We start from the raw sequence: 22,682 nt of genomic DNA on the forward strand, positions 1-22,682 counted from the left end.
ACTAATAAAGCCTATAGCGTAGGGAATGCGTGGTAAGTTTCGGCCAACACCCCGGGTAGCCCTACCTAGGGCTGCACCTGAACGGTAAAAGCACCTCGCATAGTCACGTCATGCGTCTGGAAACCAGCCTTCTGCAACAGAGAATCCTGCCGAGCCACGTACCAACTTTTGCAGGAAGAATCGAAAATAATAGGGGCCGAGTTGCCGAACACGGCAGCCAGCTCCGGCGGGCTTACGCGGGCATTGCGGCGCAGCACAACCGCTTGAACACCAGGCAGCGGCTGGCGGGCACCGCTTAGGCGCCCGTTCACAAAGGCAATCCGCATGCCGCGCCAAGCAGTTAGCGTTAGGCCTGGCTCTGCTATCCGGGCTGGGATGGGGCTGCTGCGCCACCCCGGCCGGTAGTTTACCTGCTGCGCATCGCGCTGAATGCTGCCGGGCACAATGCGGTAAGTGCGCTCGGTTTCAGAAAGCGGTAAGGAGTCTAGGGTAACCACTTCGGCCGCAGCTCCGTGCCAAAAGCCTACTACTGAGCGGCGCGGAATGCTATAAATAACCACACGCTTATCAGGAGCGAGCTGGTGAGCGGCCCATACCCGGCTACCGGCAAATACGCCTAGCAACGCACACGCCACGCCCAGCCAAGGCAGCTTCCGAACCCGGAAAAACACCAGCAGCGCCAGAATTACGGCAAAAAGAAGCCAGACTTGCGGCGCCGTCACCTGAATCCCCGATACCAGAGCACCCGGCATAAAGCGGCCAATGGAAAAGATGTACTCATTGAACAGCCAGATCATTTGTTCAAACAACCACGCCACGGCCTGCGGCAGCCACTCAAGCGCGGCAGCGGCTTGGTCGGAAATCAGACCTAGCACGGCCACTACCCCTTTCAGCACGAGCAACAGCAAGCCCACGTACACGGCGCCGCTGGAGATGGGCACCGCTACCAGGTTAGAAAACAGAAAGCTGAGTGGAAACTGATGAAAATAAAATAGCCCCAGCGGAAACGTGGCCACCTGCGCCGCCAACGACAACGCCGTAGCCTGCCATAGATAGTCTAGGGCTGTGCCCAGCCACTGCCAGGCCTGTTGCGCCGGCTTGGGCTGCCAGGGCCGCTGCTTATCCAGAAAATATTCCCGAGGCTGCAGCCAGGCCGCTATGCGGGGCTGCAGGTACACGATGCTGAGCACCGCCAGAAACGACAGCTGAAACCCAACGTCGCAGAGCAGGTAGGGGTCGTAGCAAAGCAGGCAGAAAGCTGCTACGGCCAGCAGGTTGAACATGGAGGTTTGGCGGTTGCCGGCTCGCCCCACAATGATGAACGAGAACATTACGGCAGCTCGCAGTACTGAGGCGGAAAGCCCCGTGACAAACGCATAGCTCCAGATGGTAGCCAGCCCTAGCGCGGCAGCCACTAACCGGAACCAGGCCCCACGTCGCCCCGGCACCAAACTTAGCAGCCATGTAACGGCCCCAAACAATAAGCCCACCTGCAACCCCGATACCGCCATGATGTGCGTGGTGCCGGTGCTGGCATAAGCCTGCTTGGTTTCCTGATCTACCTCATCCTTAATGCCCAACACAAGCGCCGAGGCCAGTGCGTATTCCCGCTTGGCGTGCACGTACTGCCGGAATACGCCATCCAGCGCATGGGCCGCATGCATGGCCATGGCCCGCAGGCGGCTCGGTGGGGCAAAGGCAATTTGCTGGTATTGATCGGGGTGAATAAACTGCTGGTGGTACACCTGATGATACTCCAGGTAGCGGCGGTAGTCGAACTCGCCTGGGTTTAGGGGCGGTTTGCTAGGTGCCGGCGCACCCCGAACCACCCATACCTCTCCATACTGCGGAGCTGCCACTCCTTCCTCGCGCGGAATGCTTACCCGAATACCGCCCTGCGCCGGCTGCCACTGGCCTGCCACCCGTACTGCCGACACGCGCACGGTGGTGGCATACGTTGCCGGCCGCGTCACGGTGTAGTCATCAACCACCGCCCGATAGAATTCCACACGGCTCCCGAAACGATATAAGTGGTCAGGGGCGCGCTTTTCGGTGGCTTGTTGGGTTAGCGCCGCACCGGCTACGTATAGCGCTACAACGGCCACGAGTCCGGCAAAATCGGTAGGTGCCGGGCCCGGTTGCTTGGCTGCCCACAGTTGCACCCCGAAAAATAGTGCTGCCAGCCCTGCTACTGCCGGCCACACGTTGGGCAGGCTTTCTCCGAAATACAGATACGTCAGGATGCCGGCCATGAGCGGCAGCGTAAGCCGAACAAAGGCGTTAGGAGCCCATTTGATGACCATAAACCGATAATGTAGCGTGGCTGGCTAGTTGCGTAGAAGCCGGCAGTATCGGGAGGCGAAGCGAGTAAAACAAGCTGAATAGTAAAAGCAAACCCTGCTCTCATCACTGAAAACAGGGCGGTAATATTGTGCGCTTTTGCCGGGGCCTCGGCAGGGTTCAGCTTCTAAACCAGCCTAGGGCCGCTTCCAAACCATGGTGTAGTGCTCGATGCCTGCTTCAGTGAACTGCTCGCCTACTTTCTCAAAGTTGTGCCGCTCATAGAAGCGCACGGCGGGCAGTTGCGCATTCAGATACACGGTGGCATGGGGGTAAGCAGCGTCTACATCCTGAAGCACGGCGGCCAGCAACGCAGCGCCAACCTGTTGGTTGCGGAAACCTTCTAGCACTGCAAAGCGCTCCAACTTCACGCCCTTTTCCGTAACGCGCCACCGCGCCGTGCCACAAGGTGTGCCGTCGGTGGCCTGTGCCAAGTAGTGCGTAGCGTCGGTACGATCATGGGCATCGTTTTCCAGGTCGGCGGGCACGTTTTGGCCAAGCACAAATACGGTTTTACGAATAGCCAGCGCCGCATCGAGTTCCGGCGCTTGTGGAGAAGAAATACGATGTACCTGCATGGGAGCTTTCGTCAGGGGGATGAGTTGGGCAGGGTTTTCTGCGGATTGGGTTTGGGCGAAAGTAGCAGATCCACTTGTTTCTGGCGGCTCCACCACGGCTAAAAAAACAGCCACCCGGTGGGTGGCTGTTTTACTAGGTACTAGAGAGCGGCAAACCGCCGAGGGCCTATTGCTCCTCGTTCACGGGCAAGGCCTGCATGCCATCATTCTCGCGGCGGGCATCAGGGTGCTTGCCGGGGTCATGGTTAGCTACTTCGTCCTGCCGACGGCGGTAGCTGGGCTGGTAGTCGCGCACGGGGCGGTTGCCTTGATTGGCCTGCTCCTTCTGCTGCTGCACGTCAAACTGGTCGTAGGCCTGCACAATCTGCTTCACCAGGCGGTGGCGCACTACGTCCTCCGAGGTCATTTCCACAAACCCGATATCCTGCACATTGCGCAGAATATCCAGGGCCTGAATCAGACCGGATTTTTGCTTGGTGGGCAGGTCAATCTGGCTTCGGTCGCCGTTCACCATCACTTTAGCGTGCGGGCCCATCCGGGTCAGAAACATCTTCAGCTGGCTAGGCGTGGTATTCTGGGCCTCATCCAGCAGCACGAAAGCATTGTTGAGGGTTCGGCCGCGCATGTAGGCTAGGGGCGCAATTTCGATGGTCTTGTTCTCGAGGTAGAACTTGAACTTCTCGGGCGGCAGCATGTCCTCTAAGGCGTCGTAAATCGGGCGCAGATACGGGTCAACCTTTTCCTTCATATCGCCGGGCAAGAAACCGAGACTTTCGCCGGCTTCTACCACGGGGCGCGAGATGATGATTTTCTTGACCTCTTTGTTTTTAAGCGCCCGCACCGCCAACGCCACCGAAATGTAGGTTTTGCCCGTACCAGCCGGCCCCAGCGCAAACACTAGGTCGTGCTTCAGTACGGCATCTACCAAGCGCTGCTGGTTGACCGTTTTGGCTTTAATAACGCCGCCCTTCGCCCCAAACAAGATTACGTCGGGCGAAACTGCCAGAATCCGATCCTGCTGATCTTCATCAGCCGAAGTCAGGTACTGGCTCACGGTTTTATCGGTGATTTGGCCATACTGGTGGTAGTGCTCCAGCAAGGCCGACAAGATTTCGTTGATGCGGCTAATCACGGCCGTTTGGCCCTGGATTTTGATTTCGTTGCCGCGGGAAATGATTTTACTGCCCGGAAAGGCAGCTGCCAACTGGCGGATATTTTGATTGTCAGGACCCAGGAATTCAACCAGGGAGACGTTTTCGAGCGTGATGATTTTCTCGACCAAACTAGAGGGAATTAAAAAGCGGAAGGAGAAGAAAAGAAGTGGAAGGCCGGAGCCGTGGAGCCTTCTACAGGATACAACAACAAAAATCAGATTATCGTTGCGGTACCTGTTTCGCGGCAAAACGCCTACTTTTGCCACCCCCGCAGGGGTCTTGGCAATAGTACGAATAACTCCGAATTTCCGGTCATGGGCTTGATTACGTTTCTGTCAGATTTTGGGTACCGCGACCATTACGTGGCGGCCGTGAAAGCCAAAATTCTGCAGCTAGGCCCGCAAGTACCCGTAATCGATATTACGCATGGCATTGAACCGTTTAACATCGCGCATGCCGTGCACGTGCTGGGCTCAGTGTATCATGATTTTCCCGAGGGCACGGTACACTTAATTGGCGTCAACGACCTAGGCGCCCCACGCGCCGCCTGGCATGCCGCCCGTTTCAAAGGCCACTATTTTGTGTCCGCCGACAACGGCATTCTACCTTTGCTGTGTGATGGTCCGCCCGAAGAATTTGTGAAGCTAGGCACTGAGCATACCGCAACCTCCTCTCCTACCCGCGACCTGCTGGCCCCCGCCGCCGTGCGCCTGGCTCTCGGCGAAGAGCTAGCCTCACTGGGCCCTGCTGCCACGGAAGTGTATCAGTTGCTGAACCGCCAATTGCGCCTGCAGGATAACCGCATCACCGGCCACGTGGTGCACGTGGATCATTACGGCAACCTCATTACCGACATCACGCGCACGGCAGTGGAAGTCATTGGCCGCAACCGGCCCTGCACCATTCACTTTGCCCGCGAAACGGTGCGCGAAATTCTGCCGCATTTTCAGTCTACCTCGCCTGGTGAGGCGGTGTGCATTTTCAACAGCCGCGACCAACTGTGCATTGGCATCAATCAAGGCAATGCTTCGGAGCTGCTAGGCCTGCACTTCGACTCGCAGGTGGATGTGCGCTTTCCGCTGGAGGAAGCCTAGTCTAACAATAGCTCAAACCTTCATTAGAGGCTTAAAAAAGCATTTTTCATTCTGTTTATTTATTATGTTAAGTAAAACCTGACAGGATGACACACTCTTAAGGCTACTTTTATCCACTCGTATTACTCACCACTTCCACACCTATTCATCCTATGCTCATCCGGATTGTGCGCATGACGTTTGCTCCCGAAAGGGTGGCGGAATTTCTTCAGATTTTCCGAGATTCTGAACACCAAATTCGGCAGATGCCGGGGTGCCAGTTTCTAGAGCTGTGGCAAGATGCGGACATGCCCCACGTGTTCTGCACGCACAGCCACTGGGACTCAGCTGATTCCTTAAATGCCTACCGCCGCTCTGAGCTATTTGGGCAAGTGTGGCCCGCCACCAAAACCTTATTTGCGGCAGCGCCGGTGGCTTTCTCGGTGCACAAAGTGGAGCCCGCCACCATGCCCGCTGATCTGGGCTAGGCCCTGCCAGTTGCCAAACCTTCTACTGGCTTTAGGGCTTTATACCCGTCAGCCATTACCGGTTGGCGGCCGTATGTGCCCTAGTACTTGCCTCACGCAGGCTAGCTTCCCTTTTTGCTGATGACTCCCGACTACTTCGAATTCTACGAACTTTCCGAAACTTTCCGCCCCGACGAGGCCGCACTTAAACGCCGCTACTACGCCCTGAGCCGCGAATATCACCCTGATTTTCATGCCACGGAAAGTCCCGAGCGTCAGCAGGAAATTCTACACCTAGCCACGCTCAACACCAACGCCTACCGCACCCTCTCCCACCCCGACCAGCGAATGGCCTATATTTTAGGTCGCCATGGCATGCTGGAAGAAGGAAAACAGGAGCTTCCCGCAGATTTTTTGATGGAAGTTATGGACCTGAATGAACAGCTCATGGAGCTGGAATTCGAGCCTGATGAGGCGGCAGTTGAACGCCTCGAAAATGAAGTCAACGCCCTGACGGACACGCTGGAAGCTGGCATTGAGCCGGTGCTGGCGGGCTATGAAGGATTACCCGTTGATGCCCGCCCTCAGGCCCTGGAACAAGTGCGCACCTATTATTTGAAAAAACGTTACCTGTTGCGCATTCGCGAAAGTCTGGCTAAGTTTGCATCCCGTTCCTGATCTACCGACAAGAACGGCTCGAAATGCCCAGATGGCGGAATCGGTAGACGCGTCGGTCTCAAACACCGATATCGAAAGATGTGCCGGTTCGACCCCGGCTCTGGGTACAATAAAAAGGCCTCTCTGCTTAGCAGAGAGGCCTTTTTATTGTATGGTCGTTCAGTAAGCTGCTGGGGCTATGACAACAGACCAGCTTGCTTGGCCGCACTGATTAGGGAAGGCGCATTCTTGATAGTGGCCACTACAAATCCTTTAGCTGAGTTCTTCAGTTCCTCCTTCTTTACCTCTCTTACCGATTCAAGGGTAAAATCGCCCAGCGTTTTGAAGGCATGCGTGAGGGCTTTGCGCTTCGGCCGTTCTGATTTTAGCTGCTCCAGTACCAGCGCCATTTGCGCATGCATCTTCTCACGCCGCGACTCAAACACGGGTTCGGTGGCAATGTGGGGCTTGATGGCTTCAATAAGGTGCACCAACGGCAACAGCTTACAGGCCGTGGAAACCAGCGCCACATCAATGGTAGGCTGAGCGTACTTGTAATTGATAGCTCTTACCTTATTCCGAGCCGAAGCCCGCAACCCCGCGTGGCCGGTGCTAGCTGACTTATCCTCTTCAACGGTGGTAACCAGTTGGCTATTCTCACTCATGGTATATGCTATAAAATCTTATCTAAAATAGGCATTCCGAGACCTGATTACCTAGTAGCTGTGTAAAATTCAGGCCTTGTTGGCGCTTCTAAAACTATCCGGGGCATTATTCCCGCGGCGCGTTGGTGCTTGGCAAGTTGGGAAACCTGCTTTGCAGCAGCTGCTCAAACGTCTGGGAACGGTCGTTCAGGAAAATGTCGTGGTGGAAGGTATCGAGTTTGAGCAGCAGGTAGAGTAATTGCTTGCGCTCGGCGGGCTCCAGCGTGCCGGCCACCATGTGGGCTACTTGCCCCATGCGCCCAAACAGCATAAACAGCACTTGCCGGCCTTTCTCCGTGATGGTAAGCAGCTTGCTGCGCCGGTCGGTTTCGTGGGCCTTCTCGGCTAGCAGGCCTTGCTTCAGGAGCCGCTTTAGTATCTCGGTGCCGGTGGGTTTTTCATGAATGTTGCGCACTATCACCTCGGTTTTGCTGAGCGGCTGCTGCCCGTACACCGTAACCAGGTACGAGAAATCATCATAGGTCAGCAAGGGCGAGCCCTCCAGCGCCAACCGCATATAGGTGCGCGCATACCGATACATGAAGGTGATCAGCTTACTGATGCGCGACTCGTCAAACTCAGCCTGGTGGGCCGCGGTGCGGGTTACGGCCGTAGCATCGGGCCCGGTGGCCGTGCGCGTGTGTAGCCACGCGGCAAATGCTGCCATATCATCTGCCGAGCCACTGGTGAAATGCTGCGCCTCGAAAGCTTCGGCCAGATCAACTAGCTGACGGAAAAAGGCATAGTTCATGTCGCGAAGGTTGACTTAGGATATACTACCAAAAATAGTTTCAGTAATACGAAAACATACTAAACAGCTATAGGTTTGCGATAATAAAATACCGCCATATCACTTGCACTTACCATGAGAGCACTTTACCTGCTGCTTTTGCTACTCAGCGCATCCAGCGCTATGGCCCAATCAACGGGCATCCTGACGGGGATTGTACGCGACCGAAAAACGCAGGAAGTAGTGCCGGGCGTTACGGTTGTGTTGGAAGGCACGGAGCTGGGCACCTCCTCCGATGCAGAGGGCCGCTACCGATTGGCTAATATTCCAACGGGCAGCTACAATGTAAGGGCTTCGTTTGTAGGATATGAGCCGTTGCTGCGGGCCAATGTGGTCATTACCTCCGGCAATGCGTCCATCATTAACCTGGAGCTGAACAGCAGCAGCCAGCAGTTGAGCGAGGTACAGGTGGTAGGTAGCCGTGCCATCCGGGTGGCCACGGCCGAAACGCCCTTGTCGGTGCAGCGCATTAATACCGAGGAAATCAAGAGCAACCCCGGCGGTAACTTCGATATTTCCAAGGTGATTCAGACGCTGCCGGGTGTAGGCGGCGGTGGTACGGGCGGCACCTCGGGCTTCCGCAACGACATTATCATCCGGGGTGGCGCGCCCAACGAAAACGTGTACTACCTCGATGGTATTGAGGTACCGGTTATCAACCACTTCCAGACCCAGGGCTCCTCGGGTGGGCCCACGGGCATTCTGAACGTATCATTTATTGAAGACGTAACCCTGAGCTCCTCGGCCTTTGAGGCGCGCTACGATAACGCCTTGTCGTCGGTGCTGCAGTTCCGGCAGCGCGACGGCAACCCCGACCGCGTGCAAGGCAACGTGCGCTTGAGCGGCACCGAGGTGGCAGCCACGCTGGAAGGACCCTTGGCGAAGAACACCACCTTTCTGGCCTCGGCCCGGCGCTCCTACCTCCAGTTTCTGTTCAAAGCCATCGACCTGCCCATTCGGCCCAACTACTGGGATTTCCAGTACAAAGTCACTACCAAACTCTCGCCTAAAACCACCATTACCTCGTTGGGCCTGGGTGCCATCGACCATTTTGAGCTGGCCGTGCCCCGGAAAACTTCTCCCGACAAAGAATACACGCTGCGCTCCACGCCTACCATTGATCAGTGGAACTACACGGTGGGCCTAGCCTTGCGCCAGCTGCTGGAAAATGGCTACCTGAACGTGGCCCTCAGCCGCACCCAGCTCGACAACAAGCTCGATCAATTTGAGGACCGCACCACAACGGACGAATCGAGAAGGGTGCTGCTGACGCGCTCCGGCGAAACCGAAAATAAGCTGCGCGTGGATGTGAACAAGGCCATAGGGCGTTGGCAGTATGCCTATGGGGTAGTGGGCCAGTACGTGCAGTACGACAGCCGTTTCTTCAACCGGGTGCGCAACGAGGTGCGCGACGCGCAGGGCAACCTGGTGTCGCCGCGCGTAGATGTGCGCTTCCAGACGGCCATTGACTTTGCACGCTTCGGAGCATTCGGGCAAGTAACCCGCACCCTGCTCCCCGACGACCGGCTGACGCTGTCGGCAGGTTTGCGCACCGATGGCAACTCCTTCACGGAAGACGGCGGCAACCTGCTGCGCACCCTGTCTCCGCGTGTATCGGCTTCGTATGCCCTGGCTCAGCGCTGGAACCTGAACGCCTCCGTGGGCCGCTACTACAAAATTCCGCCTTCCACCATTCTTGGGTTCCGGGATGAGGCAGGTAACCCCGTTAATAAAGGCAGCCGCTACATCCGTTCCGACCACTACGTAGCCGGATTGGAGTTTCTGCCCACGGCCGCTACCCGTTTCACGCTCGAAGGCTTTTATAAGAAGTACAGCCACTACCCCATTTCCGTGCGTGATGGTATCTCGCTGGCCAACCTGGGCGGCGACTTTGCGGCCCTCGGCAACGAGGCTGTGAGCAGTACCGGCAAGGGCCGAGCATTTGGCGCGGAGCTGTTTTTCCAGCAGAAGCTCACCAAAAAGATCTTTGCGGTAACCTCACTCACGGCTTTCCGCTCAGAGTTTTCGGGCGCTACGGGGCAGTACCGTCCTTCCGCCTGGGATTCCCGGTTTCTGGCCTCGGCGCTGCTAGGTCGGAAATTCAACAAAGGCTGGGAAATGGGCTTTAAGTATCGGTTTGCCGGCGGCTCGCCCTACACTCCTTTTGACCTCGAAGCCTCGCAGGCCAGCTACCTGGCCGTGGGCCGCGGCGTACTCGACTACTCGCAGCTGAATACCGTACGCTTGGGCAGTTTCCAGCAGTTTGATTTCCGCCTCGATAAGAAGTTCAACTGGCGCCGCACCAGCATCGACCTGTTCCTGGATGTGCAGAACGCGTTTTTGCTGAAAAACCCCAGCCTGCCCAGCTACACCTTTCAGCGCACCGACGACAATACCGGCTTCATCACCACCGATGGCCAGCCTATCCGCCCCGATGGCTCCAATGCGGTTCCTACCCTTCTCCAAGACGACGACCCCACCGTTACGCCCACCATCGGCTTTATTCTGGAATTCTAGAAAACATAGGAGCAATATCTGGAGCGGAGGAGCCGCTTTTCAGAGGTTTGAGCTTACCAGGCACCTAGTAAACACAGCAGCGCCCTAGCTTCACGATAACTCGGAGGCTAGGGCGCTGCTGTGTTTACTAGGTGCTCTTACTGAATAAAGCCCGGACGAATCAGGTTTTCAAACGTGAAAATTTCGTCCCACTTGGCCTGGGTAAGCAGCTGGCGCTCTGTCACGGCAATATCGTACACTGATTTACCAGTTTTCAGAGCCTCTTTCGCAATTTCGGCGGAAGCTTCATAACCGAGCACCGGGTTAAGCTGCGTCACAATGCCAATGCTATTGCGCACCATGTTCTCGGCGTGCTGCGCGTTGGCCGTGATGCCTACCACGCACTTATCCGTTAAGGTATGGCAGGCGTTGGTCATGTAGGAAATGGACGTGAACAGGGCGAAGGAAATAACTGGCTCCATTACGTTCAGCTGCAACTGGCCAGCCTCGGCGGCCATCGTCACGGTAAGGTCGGCCCCGATAACGTAGAACGCGGTTTGGTTGACCACCTCCGGCACTACGGGGTTTACTTTGCCAGGCATAATGCTGGAACCGGGCTGCAGGGGCGGCAAATTAATTTCAAACAACCCCGTGCGTGGGCCCGAGGAAAGCAGGCGCAAGTCGTTGCAAATTTTGGAGAGCTTCACGGCCGTGCGCTTCAGCACCCCGGAAAGCTGCACGTAGGCGCCGGTGTCGTAGGTAGCTTCAATCAGGTCGCCGGCCAGGCTGAGGTTGAGGCCAGTTACTTCGCGCAGATGCTTGGTTACCAGTTCAGCGTAGCCGCTGGGTGCGTTCACGCCGGTGCCAATGGCCGTGGCCCCCATGTTGATTTCGCTGATGAGGTTGCGGCTGTCTTCAATCCGCAGCAGCTCCTCACGCAAGTTGGTAGCAAAGGCCTTAAACTCGTCGCCCATGCTCATAGGCACGGCATCCTGGAGTTGAGTGCGGCCCATCTTCAGCACATTTCGGAACTCTTCCCCTTTCGCGGCAAAGGCGTCGGCCAGTTTACCTAGGGCTTCGCTGTAGCCAATCAGCTTGTTGCTGAGCGCAATACGGAACGCGGTGGGGTATGCGTCGTTGGTAGACTGGGAGCAGTTGACGTGGTTGTTGGGGTGGCAGAACTCGTAGTCGCCTTTGCGCTTGCCCATCAGCTCCAGGGCCACGTTGGCAATTACTTCGTTGGCGTTCATATTCACGGATGTACCCGCGCCGCCCTGAATCATATCGGTCAGAAATTCATTGTCCAGCGCCCCGCTGGCTACCCGGTCGCAGGCCTGAATGATGGCTTCGGCAATATCGGGAGCTAGTACGCCCAGGTCGCGGTTGGCCATGGCCGCGGCTTTCTTCACATAAGCAAGCGCCTGCACAAACAGCGGCTCCGATTTCAGCGGAATGCCCGTGATGGTGAAGTTTTCGATGGCCCGCAGCGTCTGGATGCCATAGTACACATTATCAGGAATGGCTCGCTCGCCAAGAAAGTCGTGTTCAAGCCGAGTGGGAGCTTGCTCAAGGGTAGTCGCTTCCATAAAGAGGAATTGGGTGGAGTGAGAGGTCAAGGCCTACGTACGCAGCTGCGAAGGTAAAAGCTCAACTTTGAATGCAGCGGCTCTCCGGCCAAGAGCACAACGCTAGCTCTTAACTACACTTACAGCAAACTTAACTAAGAGCCGCTCACTTGAAGCTTTAGCTGCACCTAGCCTCTTCCCAAAACAAAAGAGCCCTGCTCCAAAACAGAAGCAAGGCACTTTTACTAGTCAGATGCTCAACAGGTTAGAAGTTGTACGCCAGCCCGCCCGTTACGCCCGTAGACTTGCCCACATTGCGGCCGGCCACATAGGTACTAGCCCCTACCACGAGCCCAAGCCCCTGGGCCAGCGGCCGAAATGCGCTTACCCCCACTCGCGTAAAATCGACCCGGGTAGCCGGAAAAAAATTATCGAAGCCGGGCTGCAGAATATCGGTGCCGTTGCTGCCTGACTTCTGAAAAGCGGCCCAGCCATCGATATAAAACTTGGGGCCGGCATAGCCTACCTTAGTTTCGGCCACAAAGGCATTGGGTACCCTACCCGAGCGCACGCTGTAGCCCGCCTGCCCCGTGATAAATACGCCCGAAACAGTTTGTAAATGCGCAATACCGGACGTAGAAACCTTGGTGGCCTTGTTGCCGATGGCAATGATATACTCTAGGCCCTGCTCCGACTTATAGTTGCTGACCGGCGTGCTCACGCTCACTACCCCCATTAGGTTCAGGATACTGCTGCCCAGCTCCGTAGAAAACGTTTTGAACTTAAGCAGGCCCGAAATGTCCTGCACCCCCTGGCGCACATTGGTATAGCGCAGGTCTTGCACCACTCTGCTGTCCGCATTTCCTTCCGAACGGATATAAGGCAGGCTCAGCACCGCTTCTATTTTATCGGTGATGCCGTAGTTGGCATACACACTCACGGAGCGCACTTCAATGCGCTTGAAAATAGGTACGGCATCAATTTTCTCGGGCACCAGATACACACTTTCATACCACTCTTGGGTTGCCGAAACGGAAACCGAGCCGTGGTTTTTGCCCGACATAAAGCCGCTGCTCAGGCTTTGGGCCCGGCCCGCCAAACAACTCAACAGAAGAAATGCCACGATGGGCGAGGAGTAAGTGTGCTTCATCGAATAAAAGAGGACGATTTCAAAAAAATTAACAATAGCCCCACAGGCGTAAAACACAATTTGTGCTCTATTCTCAATTTAGGAAAATACGGTGGGTACTTGCTGCGCACATACGAAAGCAAATTGCGAATCGGTTTGTTTATGAGGCAAATCCAATGAACATTTGTTTTCGTTTGTACTCTGCCTCTACTCGGAGGCCTAGTCAAACTTTCCGCTAAAAGTACCGCTGGCGCATGAAAAAACTCTCTACTGCCTCTATTTACTTCCTCATCTCCGGTGCCCTGCTTTTCTCGGGTTGCGCGAAGGACACGGAGTCGGATGCTTCTATTGCCAGCGTAGCCGTAGCCAACGCAGACTTCCAGATGTTGGAAGATGCCGCGGTCCGGGGTGGAGTTGTCGAGACACTGTCCAATAAAAATCCAAATGATGCCGAAGGTAACTTCACCGTTTTTGCGCCTACTAATGCGGCGTTTGCCCGCCTGGGGTTGCGCACCGCTTCTGACCTGAACGGCCTACAACCCTCCTTCCTCACGAATACCCTGCTTTATCACGTAAGCGGCGGAACGCTACCCGGCGCTGCCCTTACGCCGGGCCTAACTTCGGGCTCAGCGGCTGGCGTGAGCCGCCGCATACTTGAACGCAATGGCGTGCGCTACGTGAATGGCTCGCGCATACTGGCCACCGATGTAAAAGCCACCAACGGCACCATCCACCCCATTGACAAAGTGTTGCTGGCTACTGGTGGCGATATTGTGCAGTCGGCGGTAGCCCTGAAAGATGCGCAGGTGTTTACCTCACCGGAGCTAAGCTACCTGGTAGAAGCCGTGCTGTACACAGAACTGGCCGGGGCCCTCAAGGGTGCAGGGCCTTTCACCGTTTTTGCCCCTAGTGACCAGGCTTTCCGTGATTTAGGCACGTTGCTGCAAGTGCCACTGCTGGTGCCCGCCGACATTCGCAAGCTGCCCAAGGAAACCGTTACGGCCGTGCTGCTCAACCACGTGCTGGTAGGCGGCAAGTTCACGCCCGAGCTACCCGAAAATACCGCCGTTACCCCGTTGGGTGGCACACCACTTTCCTTAGGTGCTTTTTCGAACGGAGTGCTAACCGTGCAGGGCAAGAGCAATGCGGCCCCTGCCCGCATGCTTATTCCGGATGTGCAATGCACCAATGGCATCGTGCACGTCATCGACCGGGTGTTGCTTCCTTAACTCAAGCCTCTTCGTTCAGCGTTATCTGCTAGCTTTTTCATGATATCCGGCGCTTTCACACGTACTTCAGGCCTGAGCTTCGGGTTGGTATTTCAGCAGTTTCAAACCGGTCTTCGGGCGTGGTGGCTACTGTGGCTGCTGGCGTGCTGGCTGGTGCTTCCCGGAGTGGTGCAGGCGCAGGCTATCAACAAGTACTCGCTGGAAGGCGAGTGGAAAGGCCCGTTAACGGTGCCTGGCGGCAGCTTGCCCATTCAGTTTATTGTAACGGAGCTGGCCAGCGGCAACCGGTTTGCCGTGCTTAATGTGCCGCTCCAGCGCATCGACCGGATTCCTACGGCGGTAGCCCAGAACGGCGACACGGTTATTTTTTACGCCGAGCAGGTAGGCTGCCAATTTAAAGGCCAGCGCTCCGCCGATGGCAAGCAGCTAGTAGGTGTCTGGACCCAGCCGGGGTTTAAGGCCTCGCTTACCCTAGCCTTTGTGGCGCCGCCACCTAGTCCGCCGAAAACGTTTCGGTTTCCGCCGCCTTACCGGGTAGAGGAAGTGATAGTGCCGAACCTAGTAGACAAGCTCAGCCTGAGCGGCACACTTACCATTCCGGCGGGGCAAGGCCCGTTTCCGGCCGTAGCGTTGCTTTCTGATTGGGGCCCACAAAACAAGGATGGGCAGGTTGGCAACTACAAGCTGCTGGGGGGCCTAGCCGACTACCTTACCCGCCGCGGCATAGCGGTGCTGCGCTTTCATGATCGGGGCGTGGAAAAATCAGGCGGGCAAGATGCCGCCGCCAGCCCCGATGACCGGGTGCATGATGCCCAGGCGGCTCTTGACTTTATGCGCACGCAACCGCTGCTTGATGCCCAGCACCTGGGCTTGATTGGGCACGGCGAAGGCGGCAACGTGGCCCTGCTGGCAGCTGCCCGGCCCAACCCACCGGCTTTTGTGGTAGCGCTGGCCGCCGCCGGACTATCGGGGTCCGAGGTGCTGGCCTCCCAACCCGCCCTGGGCTTCCCTGCTGCCATGGCCGATAGCGCGCTCCAAACGTTGGCGCGGCGGTATCAGCAAAACCAAACGGCCACCCAGCAACAGGTGGAGAAAATGCGAGCCGATGGAGCCAATGCCGCCCAGATTCAGATTTACCTAGATCAGCAGCGCCTGCGCCAGAAAGCAGACGAGAAAAAGCGCCTCGATGCTCTGCAAAAGAAGCAACGGGCCATGGTAGAGCTAGTCCGCCAAAACCCCGACGACCAGGCCGCCCGCGCGGCAGTGGCCAAGGCACTGCGCCAAAACCTACCCAGCCTCCCCGACTCTGTATATGCGGCTGGGGCCACGTGGCTGACCTCTACCTGGGCCCGCTCCTACCTGCGCTTCTACCCCCAACGCGAGCTAGAGGCCGTGCAATGCCCCGTTTTGCTGCTGCACGGCACCAATGACCTACAGATCAGCGTAAATGAAAACCTGCCGCTGCTGGAAAAAGGGCTTAAAAACAACCGCCAGGTACAGACTAGGCGTCTGGAGGGCATCAACCACTTGTTCCAAGGCTCGCCTACCGAGTGGCCGCTCATTGATGGGCAACCCTCGCCGGTTTTCTCCGCTGCCGGGCTGGATGCTATCCGCAGCTGGATTCAGCAATTGGCGCCCCCAGTTAAGTAGAAGCAGGTCAAGCTAGCTAGTAAGTCGGTAGTAATATTTTGCTTCTTTATCCGCGCCTGAGAGAATGTAAGCTACTATAAGAGCAGGGCTAAAAAAAGCTGGCACCCCACATAAGTGCAGAGTGCCAGTAATCGGTTACAGACGAAGGATACCCTACGCTACCTGAGCCAGTGGGCGTACCACTTCGGCATCCAGAATTTCAACAATAAAGCCATCCTGCGGAGAATACGTTTTGCGGTAGTGCACCACCAGCTGACGGCCGCGGGGCGAGGTTACGTGCGTGGTACAGATGTCGCCGTAGGCTTTTTCCTTTTCCAGGAAGGGCTGCAGGGCTTGAACGGTTTGCAGGAATTCGGCGGGTAGTAGCCCGTGTTGCTCCTGCAGTTTCACGGCACTGACGGGGTAAAGAAAACGCGTGTTGAAGAGAATCATGAAGTAGAATTTCAAGCCAGTTTATGCTGGCCTGACAACACCTTTCTCGGGCGCTTAATTCCTGACTGCTTGCTATTTGCCGTGCTTTTTGCCTTTAGTAAAGCGAAAAGATACACCGTTGAAAAAACGCCTAGGTTGCTTCCTGCATTCAACCGCCATATTGCTGCAGAATGCCCGCTAACTCGTTGGCACGCGCTACATCACCCGTGTCGGCGGCGGCAACGTAGAGGTGTTGCAGCGTGAAAAGCTGCATCCCTATTTCCCGGTCGAATAACGCGGCATCGGGGCGGGAAGCATAGTAGGCCAGGTGCTGCGTGGTACGGGTAGTAAGCGTGTCCATGATTTCCTTGGCTCGCTCCGTTTCTCCTACGGCTACCAACGACGGGACCAGATCGGGCGTGTAGGCATCGTAGGGCAGCGCGGCGTCGGGCAGCACGCTGAGGCATTTGTGCAGCACCTCTCGGGCGCGGGGCAGGTTGCCAGCATCGGTGTAGGCGCGGGCTAGGCGGGCAAACTGCTGACGGTAAGGCGCTAGGCTGAAACGCTGATTTTCATCGTAATACACCTTGGGATTATCAAGGTTGCGGTAGCTGTATTTGCGCATTAGGGAGTCGTAGAGCAGGTCTTTCGCTACTACGCCTTCTTCCGGCAGCCGTATTGCTGTACTGCGTACGGCCGGCGCCCGACACGGCAACAGGCGGCAGGCCAGGCCCTCTAGCTGCAGGTAGGCTTCTAACCCAAGGTAGTTAGCGGGGCTCACGGTATTGGCAAAATACACCGGCCGCTGCCAGTTGTTGGTGGCCAGCACATCCAGCAGCGCCAGGTTTTTCTTTTCCAGCGCGCCTTGGCTCACCTGCCACTCCATACGAGGCACTATCTGCCCCAGCCGCTCGGGCGGCACAATGCCACTGCGCCGCACAGCAGCCGTATCAATGGGCAGCACTAGCTTAGTGGAGGGGTACGACAGCAGGGTCTTCGAGCCGTCGCCGTACGACACTTGCAGTAGCGGGCTGTTTTGGGACACGAGCTGCACAAACTCGCGCACATTCAGCTCCTTTACGGCAGGGTTTTTCACGAAAGGCAGGTAGTCGTTGGTGCCTTGCCGGTACTGGGCCGGGCTGATGGACAAAGGCAGTGGCGCCGATTGGTAGTTGCGCTGCCGCATCTGCTCCACGTACCAGTCGGTATTGAGGTAGCCCGATACCATCACCCGAACGTCGGGGCGTACGCCTTCAACCTCCTGGGCGTACCAGAGCGGGAACGTGTCGTTGTCGCCTTCAGTGATGAGAATGGCGTTGGGGGCCAAGGTATTCAGCACGTTCTTGGCATAGTCAATGGAGCTGAAGCGGCCGGTCCGATCGTGGTCGTCCCAGCCTTCCAGGGCCATCAGGGCGGGTACTGCTAGGCCTAGCACCGAAACCAGCACCAACCGCAGCCGCGCTGATGCCACCAACCGCCCGAATGCGGCGTGCAGGGCCGGAACGCCTAGGCCAATCCAGATGCAAAAGGCCATGGTGGCCCCGGCAAAGGTATAGTCTCGCTCACGGGGCTCCTGTGGCGGCTGATTGAGGTAAAATACAATGGCTAGGCCGGTAAGCGCAAACAGCAACGCCACCACCAGGGCCTGCCGGCTATTACGGCGCGCCTGCCACGCTAGCCCTACTACCCCCAGCAGAAACGGCAACCCCAATAGCGCATTGCGGCCGCGGTTTTCGGCTACGCTGGCCGGCACCGCCTGGTCAGAGTTCCAGGGCCAGAGCACGCCAGCGTGTTGTACGTCGCTTTCGCGGCCAATGAAATTCCAGCCGAAGTAACGCCAGAACATATGCCCAAACTGGTACTGCCACATAAAGCGCAGGTTCTGCCCCATGGTGGGCTTGCGGCCCTCTTCCAGATCAGCAACCCACTTACGGTAGTTGCGCACCGCGTCCGGGGTAGTACCCGCCGGACCGCTATAAATCCGGGGTAGCAGCATCTTATCGGAAGCTTCGTAGCGCAGTTCCGCGCGGTGGTCGGTGGCTTCGTAGCGGCCGTTTTGGCGGGTATAGCGCGGGGCGCCGTCTTCCTGCGCCGTGGGCTGGGCAAATACATGAGGGCCGTAGAGCAGGGGCCGGTCGCCGTACTGCTCGCGCCGCAAATAGCTCACGAACGACAGGACTTCGTTGGGTGCATTTTCGTTGATGGTAGGATTGAAGCTGCTGCGGATAGGCACAATCAGGTATGAGGAATAGCCAATCAGCACGAACACCAGGCCTAGCAACGCCGTGTGCAACCCCACGCGCCCCAACCGGTAAGCCGCCCGAAATGCAACTGCCAGCAACCCGCCAAACAGCAGCAGGAACAGTACTAGCCCCGAGTTATACGGCAACCCGAAGGTGTTCACGAAGAACACTTCACTAGCCCCCGCTAGCGTCGGAAGCCCCGGAATAATGCCCTCCAGCACCACCAGTACTAGCGCGCTGCCGACCAGTAACGACATGACAACCCCACGCCAGCTAGGCTGCGCGGCGCGCCGGAAATACCACACCAGGCACAGCACTGGAATAGCCAGCAAATTCAGCAGATGCACCCCAATGCCCAGCCCGATAACGTAGGCAATGAGCAGCAGCCACCGGTCGGCGCCCGCGTCATCGGCCCGCTTTTCCCACTGCAGCATCAGCCAAACTACCAGCGCCGTTCCGAAAGTTGATAAGGCATACACCTCCGCCTCCACGGCATTAAACCAGAAAGAATCGGAGAAAGCAAACGCTAGCGCCCCCACTACCCCACTGCTGAGCACCAAAGCCGTTGCGGTACCGGGCTGAGGGTTTGAGGCGTGAAAGGGGCTAGTAAATACCAGTCGCTCAGCTAGGTCCGTGATGATACCAAACAGCAGGGCTACCGTAGCGGCGCTGGCCACGGCCGACACCATATTCACGAGCACTGCTACTTGCGTGGGCTCGCCTAGGGCCAGCAACGAGGCCAACCGCCCCAGCAATAAATACAGCGGCGCGCCCGGCGGATGCGGTACCAGCAACTTGTAGGCGCTGGCCGTAAACTCGCCACAATCCCAGAACGAAGCGGTGGGCTCCAGCGTGAGCCAATACACGCACAACGAGAGCAAAAAAAGCCCCCCGCTAAGCAGTTGTTTGAGGCGAGAATACGACATAAGCACAGGTTTGAGGTAATAGAAAAAACGCATCCGGCGGCCCGGAATAACTTCCAGACTGCCGGATGCATTTTTTACCTCGGCCGTTGCCCAAGGCCCGAAACCTGTACGCCACTAGGTCCTTGGGCAACTCAAACCTACAAGGTCAGCTCCACCGTTACGGCCGTAGAGCCGCCGGCATCATCGTCCGTAACCAGCAGCAATTCATAGCGGCTAGTGCCTACGCGACGGCGCACAGCTATGCTTTCTACTTTGCCCCGATACGGTTTGCCGCCGGGTAGCTCTAGTTGGGCCAGCGTAACGGGCAGAACTTTGTTGCTTGATTCGGTTAGGCGCAGGATCCCTACAAACGAGCCCAACACGGCACCGTCCAGCACGGCATCCTGGGTGTCTTCTACAGAAGCCGTGACAAACAGCGTATTCTCAAACCACGTGGCTCCCGAGAAACCGGCTGGCTTGCCATCAATCATGGGCAGTTCAAACAGCTGCTTCCGAATGGGTGGCACCTGGATTGTGCGGTGCTGGAGATACTCAAAAGTGGCGACTAAGGGCAACCGGAACAGCAAGTTGCCTTTCGCTGAGCCTACTGTGCGCTGAAACATGAGCAACTCGGTAGCAGTAGCCGCTACGGCCTCCAGGTTCAGCACCACATCGGGCGGCAGGTGCGTGCGCAGGGCGGCGTACAGCCCGCTCAAGCTTATAGGGTACACTGTTTCGGCACTGCCCGCCGCCTTGGGCAGTGGCACCCAGAAGCCCTGCTCCCGTGCCGCTGTAGCGCCCGAGCCCAGCACCAGCAAGCCGGTTTCGCCTGTGGGTGTCGTTAGGGCGGTAAGGCATTCCAGGTCCAGCTTTAGCTCCTTCGGAATTCGGCCGCTGCTGAAATGCGCCGACTCAAAAAGCTGCGTATGCTGGCCTGCCGCCAAGGTAGCCGCATTTAGTTGATACAGATACGGCGCATCATCTCCGATGACGTAGGCAATATTTCCGACGACCTCTACTCCGGAGGCCGAAGGCAAATTTGGTAACACGGCTTCATGACGAATAAGAGCGCGCATAGATTAAGGACGTTAGCTTAGGTTCCTGGGCGAAGTAGGCAGGCCTGCATAGCAGGCTTACTAGGTCTCACAGCCTAGCAAACCGCTTGCAGCGCTCAATCAACCTAGTCTTCGGATAGCTACTTTACAATCGTAAACTCTACGCGCCGATTCAGCTTTCGGGTTTCCTCTTTATCGTTGGAAGCGCGCGGCCGGCTGCCACCGTAGCCCACAGTACTGATGCGCGTTGCCGGTACGCCACGCGTAACGAGGTAGCGTTTTACCTCTGCAACCCGTTCCTCCGAGAGCTTCACGTTCAGGTCAGCGCGACCTTGGTTATCAGTGTGTCCTTCCAACCGGATGTTTACCGTGGGGTTATCCTGCAGGGTACGGGCCAAGCGGTTCAGCTCGGTGTACGAAGCGGGCAGCAGCGTGTATTTGCCCTGCGCAAAAATAAGCGTCGGCAGCTCCAGGCTTGAGCCTACGGCGGCGGGCACCAGGGTCAGTTCCAGCGTGCGAGAGCCACTCATCGTGATGGTATCAGTGGCCGTTAGGTAACCTACACGACTGGCCAGCAGGCGGTAGCGGCCGGGCGGTAGCGTCATCTGGAAGTTACCTCCCGACACATCAGTACGCGCAGTGGCATTGAACGCCAGGTCGTTGCCTAGCCGGATGGCCTTCACCTCAGTAGCCAGCGGTAGGCGGGTTTTGGCATCGAGCGTGCGCCCTGTAAGCAGCGTGCGGGGCGCGACGGAAGGGAGCACAACGGCGACTGGCGGAGGCGTGGCGGTATCCCGCACCACCGCTACCCCCGTCACGGTCCGGAACAGGTCAGCCGGGCCATTAGCCGTGCGCGACGAGGAATAGTAGGCTTGCTTGCCATCGGCGGTAAGGCTCAGGTAAGCATCAAAGCCCGGCCCGTTCATGGGGGCGCCCAGGTTGCGCGGTTCCGTCCAGCGGGTCCAGGTATCATCAAGGCGCTGACTCACGAAGATGTCGGCGCTACCAAAACCAGCATGACCGTAGGAGCTGAAGTACAACGTTTTGCCATCCGGCGCCAGCCACGGGGCAAAGTCGAAGCCCGGGGAGTTGATGACGTCGCCGAGGCTAGTTGGGTCGCTCCAGGTACCGTCGGCCAAGGGTCGGCTGATGTACAAGTCGTTGCCGCCCTGCGAATCGCCGCGCTCCAGGGAAAGCAGCAGAACCTGCTCATCGGGCGTCATGAAGAACGACGTGGCGGGGCCAGCTGAATAGTAATTGGCAATTGTCAGGGCCTCCGGGTGCGTGTTTTTAGCGCTGCCCGTGCGGGCGGCGCGGCTTACTCCTTCGTCGCGGAAAGAGCCGTCCCGCTCATAGCGTCCGCGCACCACCAGGGTTTTGCCCTCATTCGTGATGGCCATTACGCCGTTGTGCTGGGTGGTGTTTAGGGCATCGAGGCGGGTAGCCGGGCCCCAGGTACGGCCTTCATCTGCTGACGAGGCTACCCAAATATCTCCCGACTCAGTGATGCCCTCGGTGTTGCCGGCATAGCGGGTGCGCACAAAGTATAGGTTGCGACCATCGGGCGCTACCACGGGCTGCAGCTCATTGCCCATGGGGGTGTTGTGGTTGGATAGCGGAGCCGGCAAGCCAAAACCCAGTTGGGTATCATCAACGTTCAGGCGCAGCTTGAAGAGCTTCCATTGTTGGCTGGCCCGGTTCTGTACCCGCTGGCCTACGATGGGCGTACCGTTAAACTTATCAGCGGCGGCTAGGGAAATGCATTTATCGTTGCCGCGGCTCACCAACGTATAGCTGCCAATCGGGCCCGATGGAATCAGTTTCCACTGCTGGTAGAAGCTGCCGGTCCAGGGGCGCTGCACCAGCGGGGCATTTTCATCAGGCTTTTCCAAGGTAAGGCACTTGCCGCTGTGGCGGGCCTCAATGCGGTAAAAATCACTACCCTTCGCAGCTGGCACAAACCGCCATTGCTGGCTATTAGCGTGGGTAAACTCCCACTGAATGGCAGTAGCGCCGGCTTCGGCCGAGGCATTGGTAATATCAAGCGAGCGGCCACTGCCCCGGGCTATAACCCCGTACCAGGCATTCTCATCGGGGATAAATGTACCCTGCGCCTGCAGGGGTTCAGCGGTAAATACTACAAGTGCCAACAACAGCAGCACCAATCGAAATAGCGGAATACTCATGCACGCGAAACAGATAGACGGGGCCGCAAGTTAGCCGAAATCTGCGCCTG

The 22,682-nt window shown here is 57.4% G+C and carries 17 protein-coding genes and 1 tRNA gene; 7 read left to right on the forward strand and 11 right to left on the reverse strand.

Features of this window, described 5'->3' with window-relative positions; genetic code table 11:
* Positions 1-65: 65 nt before the first annotated feature.
* The 3 genes from ACYVHC_RS04835 to ACYVHC_RS04845 form a co-directional block, all read right to left on the reverse strand.
* A complete protein-coding gene (locus ACYVHC_RS04835) occupies positions 66-2,303 on the reverse strand; it encodes a ComEC/Rec2 family competence protein (protein ID WP_460612533.1) in 2,238 nt (745 codons plus the stop codon).
* 174 nt (positions 2,304-2,477) lie between these two features.
* On the reverse strand, positions 2,478-3,032 hold the full coding sequence (locus ACYVHC_RS04840; protein WP_460612534.1) for a GNAT family N-acetyltransferase: 555 nt from the start codon (positions 3,030-3,032) through the stop codon (positions 2,478-2,480).
* A 52-nt stretch (positions 3,033-3,084) separates the two neighbouring features.
* The gene (locus ACYVHC_RS04845) at positions 3,085-4,200 is read right to left on the reverse strand and encodes a PhoH family protein (protein WP_460612535.1); all 1,116 of its coding nucleotides are present in this window, start codon (positions 4,198-4,200) and stop codon (positions 3,085-3,087) included.
* Between the two features lie 186 nt (positions 4,201-4,386).
* On the opposite strand from ACYVHC_RS04845, the gene ACYVHC_RS04850 reads away from it, so the two are divergent.
* The 4 genes from ACYVHC_RS04850 (at position 4,387) to ACYVHC_RS04865 (ending at position 6,397) form a co-directional block, all read left to right on the forward strand.
* Positions 4,387-5,166 carry an SAM hydrolase/SAM-dependent halogenase family protein gene (locus ACYVHC_RS04850; RefSeq protein WP_460612536.1) on the forward strand — a complete coding sequence of 260 codons (780 nt, stop codon included), beginning with the start codon at positions 4,387-4,389 and terminating at the stop codon, positions 5,164-5,166.
* A gap of 152 nt (positions 5,167-5,318) precedes the next feature.
* The gene (locus tag ACYVHC_RS04855) at positions 5,319-5,633 is read left to right on the forward strand and encodes a putative quinol monooxygenase (protein WP_460612537.1); all 315 of its coding nucleotides are present in this window, start codon (positions 5,319-5,321) and stop codon (positions 5,631-5,633) included.
* A gap of 120 nt (positions 5,634-5,753) precedes the next feature.
* Positions 5,754-6,290, forward strand: a complete 537-nt coding sequence (gene hscB, locus ACYVHC_RS04860; RefSeq protein WP_460612538.1) for a Fe-S protein assembly co-chaperone HscB — start codon at positions 5,754-5,756, stop codon at positions 6,288-6,290.
* A 25-nt stretch (positions 6,291-6,315) separates the two neighbouring features.
* A tRNA-Leu gene (locus ACYVHC_RS04865) sits at positions 6,316-6,397 on the forward strand.
* A gap of 69 nt (positions 6,398-6,466) precedes the next feature.
* Here the strand turns inward: ACYVHC_RS04865 and ACYVHC_RS04870 are convergent.
* Together ACYVHC_RS04870 and ACYVHC_RS04875 are read right to left on the reverse strand one after the other, a co-directional pair.
* Positions 6,467-6,934, reverse strand: a complete 468-nt coding sequence (locus tag ACYVHC_RS04870) for a hypothetical protein (RefSeq protein WP_460612539.1) — start codon at positions 6,932-6,934, stop codon at positions 6,467-6,469.
* A gap of 106 nt (positions 6,935-7,040) precedes the next feature.
* Complete coding sequence (locus ACYVHC_RS04875; protein WP_460612540.1) at positions 7,041-7,724, reverse strand: MarR family winged helix-turn-helix transcriptional regulator; 684 nt, start codon at positions 7,722-7,724, stop codon at positions 7,041-7,043.
* A 114-nt stretch (positions 7,725-7,838) separates the two neighbouring features.
* Here ACYVHC_RS04875 and ACYVHC_RS04880 point away from each other — a divergent pair, with 114 nt between their 5' ends.
* Positions 7,839-10,280: a TonB-dependent receptor gene (locus ACYVHC_RS04880; protein WP_460612541.1), complete on the forward strand. Its 2,442-nt coding sequence runs from the start codon at positions 7,839-7,841 to the stop codon at positions 10,278-10,280.
* A 137-nt stretch (positions 10,281-10,417) separates the two neighbouring features.
* On the opposite strand, the gene aspA is transcribed toward ACYVHC_RS04880, so the two are convergent.
* Both aspA and ACYVHC_RS04890 read right to left on the reverse strand, forming a co-directional pair.
* Positions 10,418-11,845, reverse strand: coding sequence for an aspartate ammonia-lyase (gene aspA / locus ACYVHC_RS04885; protein ID WP_460612542.1), 1,428 nt, complete (start codon positions 11,843-11,845; stop codon positions 10,418-10,420).
* Positions 11,846-12,089: 244 nt separating this feature from the next.
* On the reverse strand, positions 12,090-12,974 hold the full coding sequence (locus tag ACYVHC_RS04890) for a hypothetical protein (RefSeq protein ID WP_460612543.1): 885 nt from the start codon (positions 12,972-12,974) through the stop codon (positions 12,090-12,092).
* 233 nt (positions 12,975-13,207) lie between these two features.
* Here ACYVHC_RS04890 and ACYVHC_RS04895 point away from each other — a divergent pair, with 233 nt between their 5' ends.
* Together ACYVHC_RS04895 and ACYVHC_RS04900 are read left to right on the forward strand one after the other, a co-directional pair.
* Positions 13,208-14,182 (forward strand): fasciclin domain-containing protein, encoded by a 975-nt coding sequence (locus tag ACYVHC_RS04895; protein WP_460612544.1) that lies wholly within the window; start codon positions 13,208-13,210, stop codon positions 14,180-14,182.
* Positions 14,183-14,221: 39 nt separating this feature from the next.
* Positions 14,222-15,832, forward strand: coding sequence for an alpha/beta hydrolase (locus ACYVHC_RS04900; protein WP_460612545.1), 1,611 nt, complete (start codon positions 14,222-14,224; stop codon positions 15,830-15,832).
* Positions 15,833-15,985: 153 nt separating this feature from the next.
* Here ACYVHC_RS04900 and ACYVHC_RS04905 read toward each other — a convergent pair whose 3' ends face one another.
* The 4 genes from ACYVHC_RS04905 to ACYVHC_RS04920 form a co-directional block, all read right to left on the reverse strand.
* Complete coding sequence (locus ACYVHC_RS04905; RefSeq protein WP_460612546.1) at positions 15,986-16,264, reverse strand: hypothetical protein; 279 nt, start codon at positions 16,262-16,264, stop codon at positions 15,986-15,988.
* Between the two features lie 148 nt (positions 16,265-16,412).
* Complete coding sequence (locus ACYVHC_RS04910) at positions 16,413-19,412, reverse strand: glycosyltransferase family 117 protein (protein ID WP_460612547.1); 3,000 nt, start codon at positions 19,410-19,412, stop codon at positions 16,413-16,415.
* A 137-nt stretch (positions 19,413-19,549) separates the two neighbouring features.
* Positions 19,550-20,467 carry a DUF6929 family protein gene (locus ACYVHC_RS04915; protein WP_460612548.1) on the reverse strand — a complete coding sequence of 306 codons (918 nt, stop codon included), beginning with the start codon at positions 20,465-20,467 and terminating at the stop codon, positions 19,550-19,552.
* A 119-nt stretch (positions 20,468-20,586) separates the two neighbouring features.
* Positions 20,587-22,632: an RICIN domain-containing protein gene (locus ACYVHC_RS04920; RefSeq protein WP_460612549.1), complete on the reverse strand. Its 2,046-nt coding sequence runs from the start codon at positions 22,630-22,632 to the stop codon at positions 20,587-20,589.
* Positions 22,633-22,682 lie beyond the last annotated feature (50 nt).

The organism is Hymenobacter seoulensis (assembly GCF_054780535.1).

Bases quoted from the DNA above. Each gene is read 5' to 3' on its own strand.
- ACYVHC_RS04835 (WP_460612533.1), bottom strand. From the start codon at position 2,303: ATGGTCATCAAATGGGCTCCTAACGCCTTTGTTCGGCTTACGCTGCCG.
- ACYVHC_RS04850 (WP_460612536.1), top strand. From the start codon at position 4,387: ATGGGCTTGATTACGTTTCTGTCAGATTTTGGGTACCGCGACCATTAC.
- ACYVHC_RS04855 (WP_460612537.1), top strand. From the start codon at position 5,319: ATGCTCATCCGGATTGTGCGCATGACGTTTGCTCCCGAAAGGGTGGCG.
- hscB (WP_460612538.1), top strand. From the start codon at position 5,754: ATGACTCCCGACTACTTCGAATTCTACGAACTTTCCGAAACTTTCCGC.
- ACYVHC_RS04870 (WP_460612539.1), bottom strand. From the start codon at position 6,934: ATGAGTGAGAATAGCCAACTGGTTACCACCGTTGAAGAGGATAAGTCA.
- ACYVHC_RS04875 (WP_460612540.1), bottom strand. From the start codon at position 7,724: ATGAACTATGCCTTTTTCCGTCAGCTAGTTGATCTGGCCGAAGCTTTC.
- ACYVHC_RS04880 (WP_460612541.1), top strand. From the start codon at position 7,839: ATGAGAGCACTTTACCTGCTGCTTTTGCTACTCAGCGCATCCAGCGCT.
- aspA (WP_460612542.1), bottom strand. From the start codon at position 11,845: ATGGAAGCGACTACCCTTGAGCAAGCTCCCACTCGGCTTGAACACGAC.
- ACYVHC_RS04890 (WP_460612543.1), bottom strand. From the start codon at position 12,974: ATGAAGCACACTTACTCCTCGCCCATCGTGGCATTTCTTCTGTTGAGT.
- ACYVHC_RS04895 (WP_460612544.1), top strand. From the start codon at position 13,208: ATGAAAAAACTCTCTACTGCCTCTATTTACTTCCTCATCTCCGGTGCC.
- ACYVHC_RS04900 (WP_460612545.1), top strand. From the start codon at position 14,222: ATGATATCCGGCGCTTTCACACGTACTTCAGGCCTGAGCTTCGGGTTG.
- ACYVHC_RS04905 (WP_460612546.1), bottom strand. From the start codon at position 16,264: ATGATTCTCTTCAACACGCGTTTTCTTTACCCCGTCAGTGCCGTGAAA.
- ACYVHC_RS04910 (WP_460612547.1), bottom strand. From the start codon at position 19,412: ATGTCGTATTCTCGCCTCAAACAACTGCTTAGCGGGGGGCTTTTTTTG.
- ACYVHC_RS04915 (WP_460612548.1), bottom strand. From the start codon at position 20,467: ATGCGCGCTCTTATTCGTCATGAAGCCGTGTTACCAAATTTGCCTTCG.
- ACYVHC_RS04920 (WP_460612549.1), bottom strand. From the start codon at position 22,632: ATGAGTATTCCGCTATTTCGATTGGTGCTGCTGTTGTTGGCACTTGTA.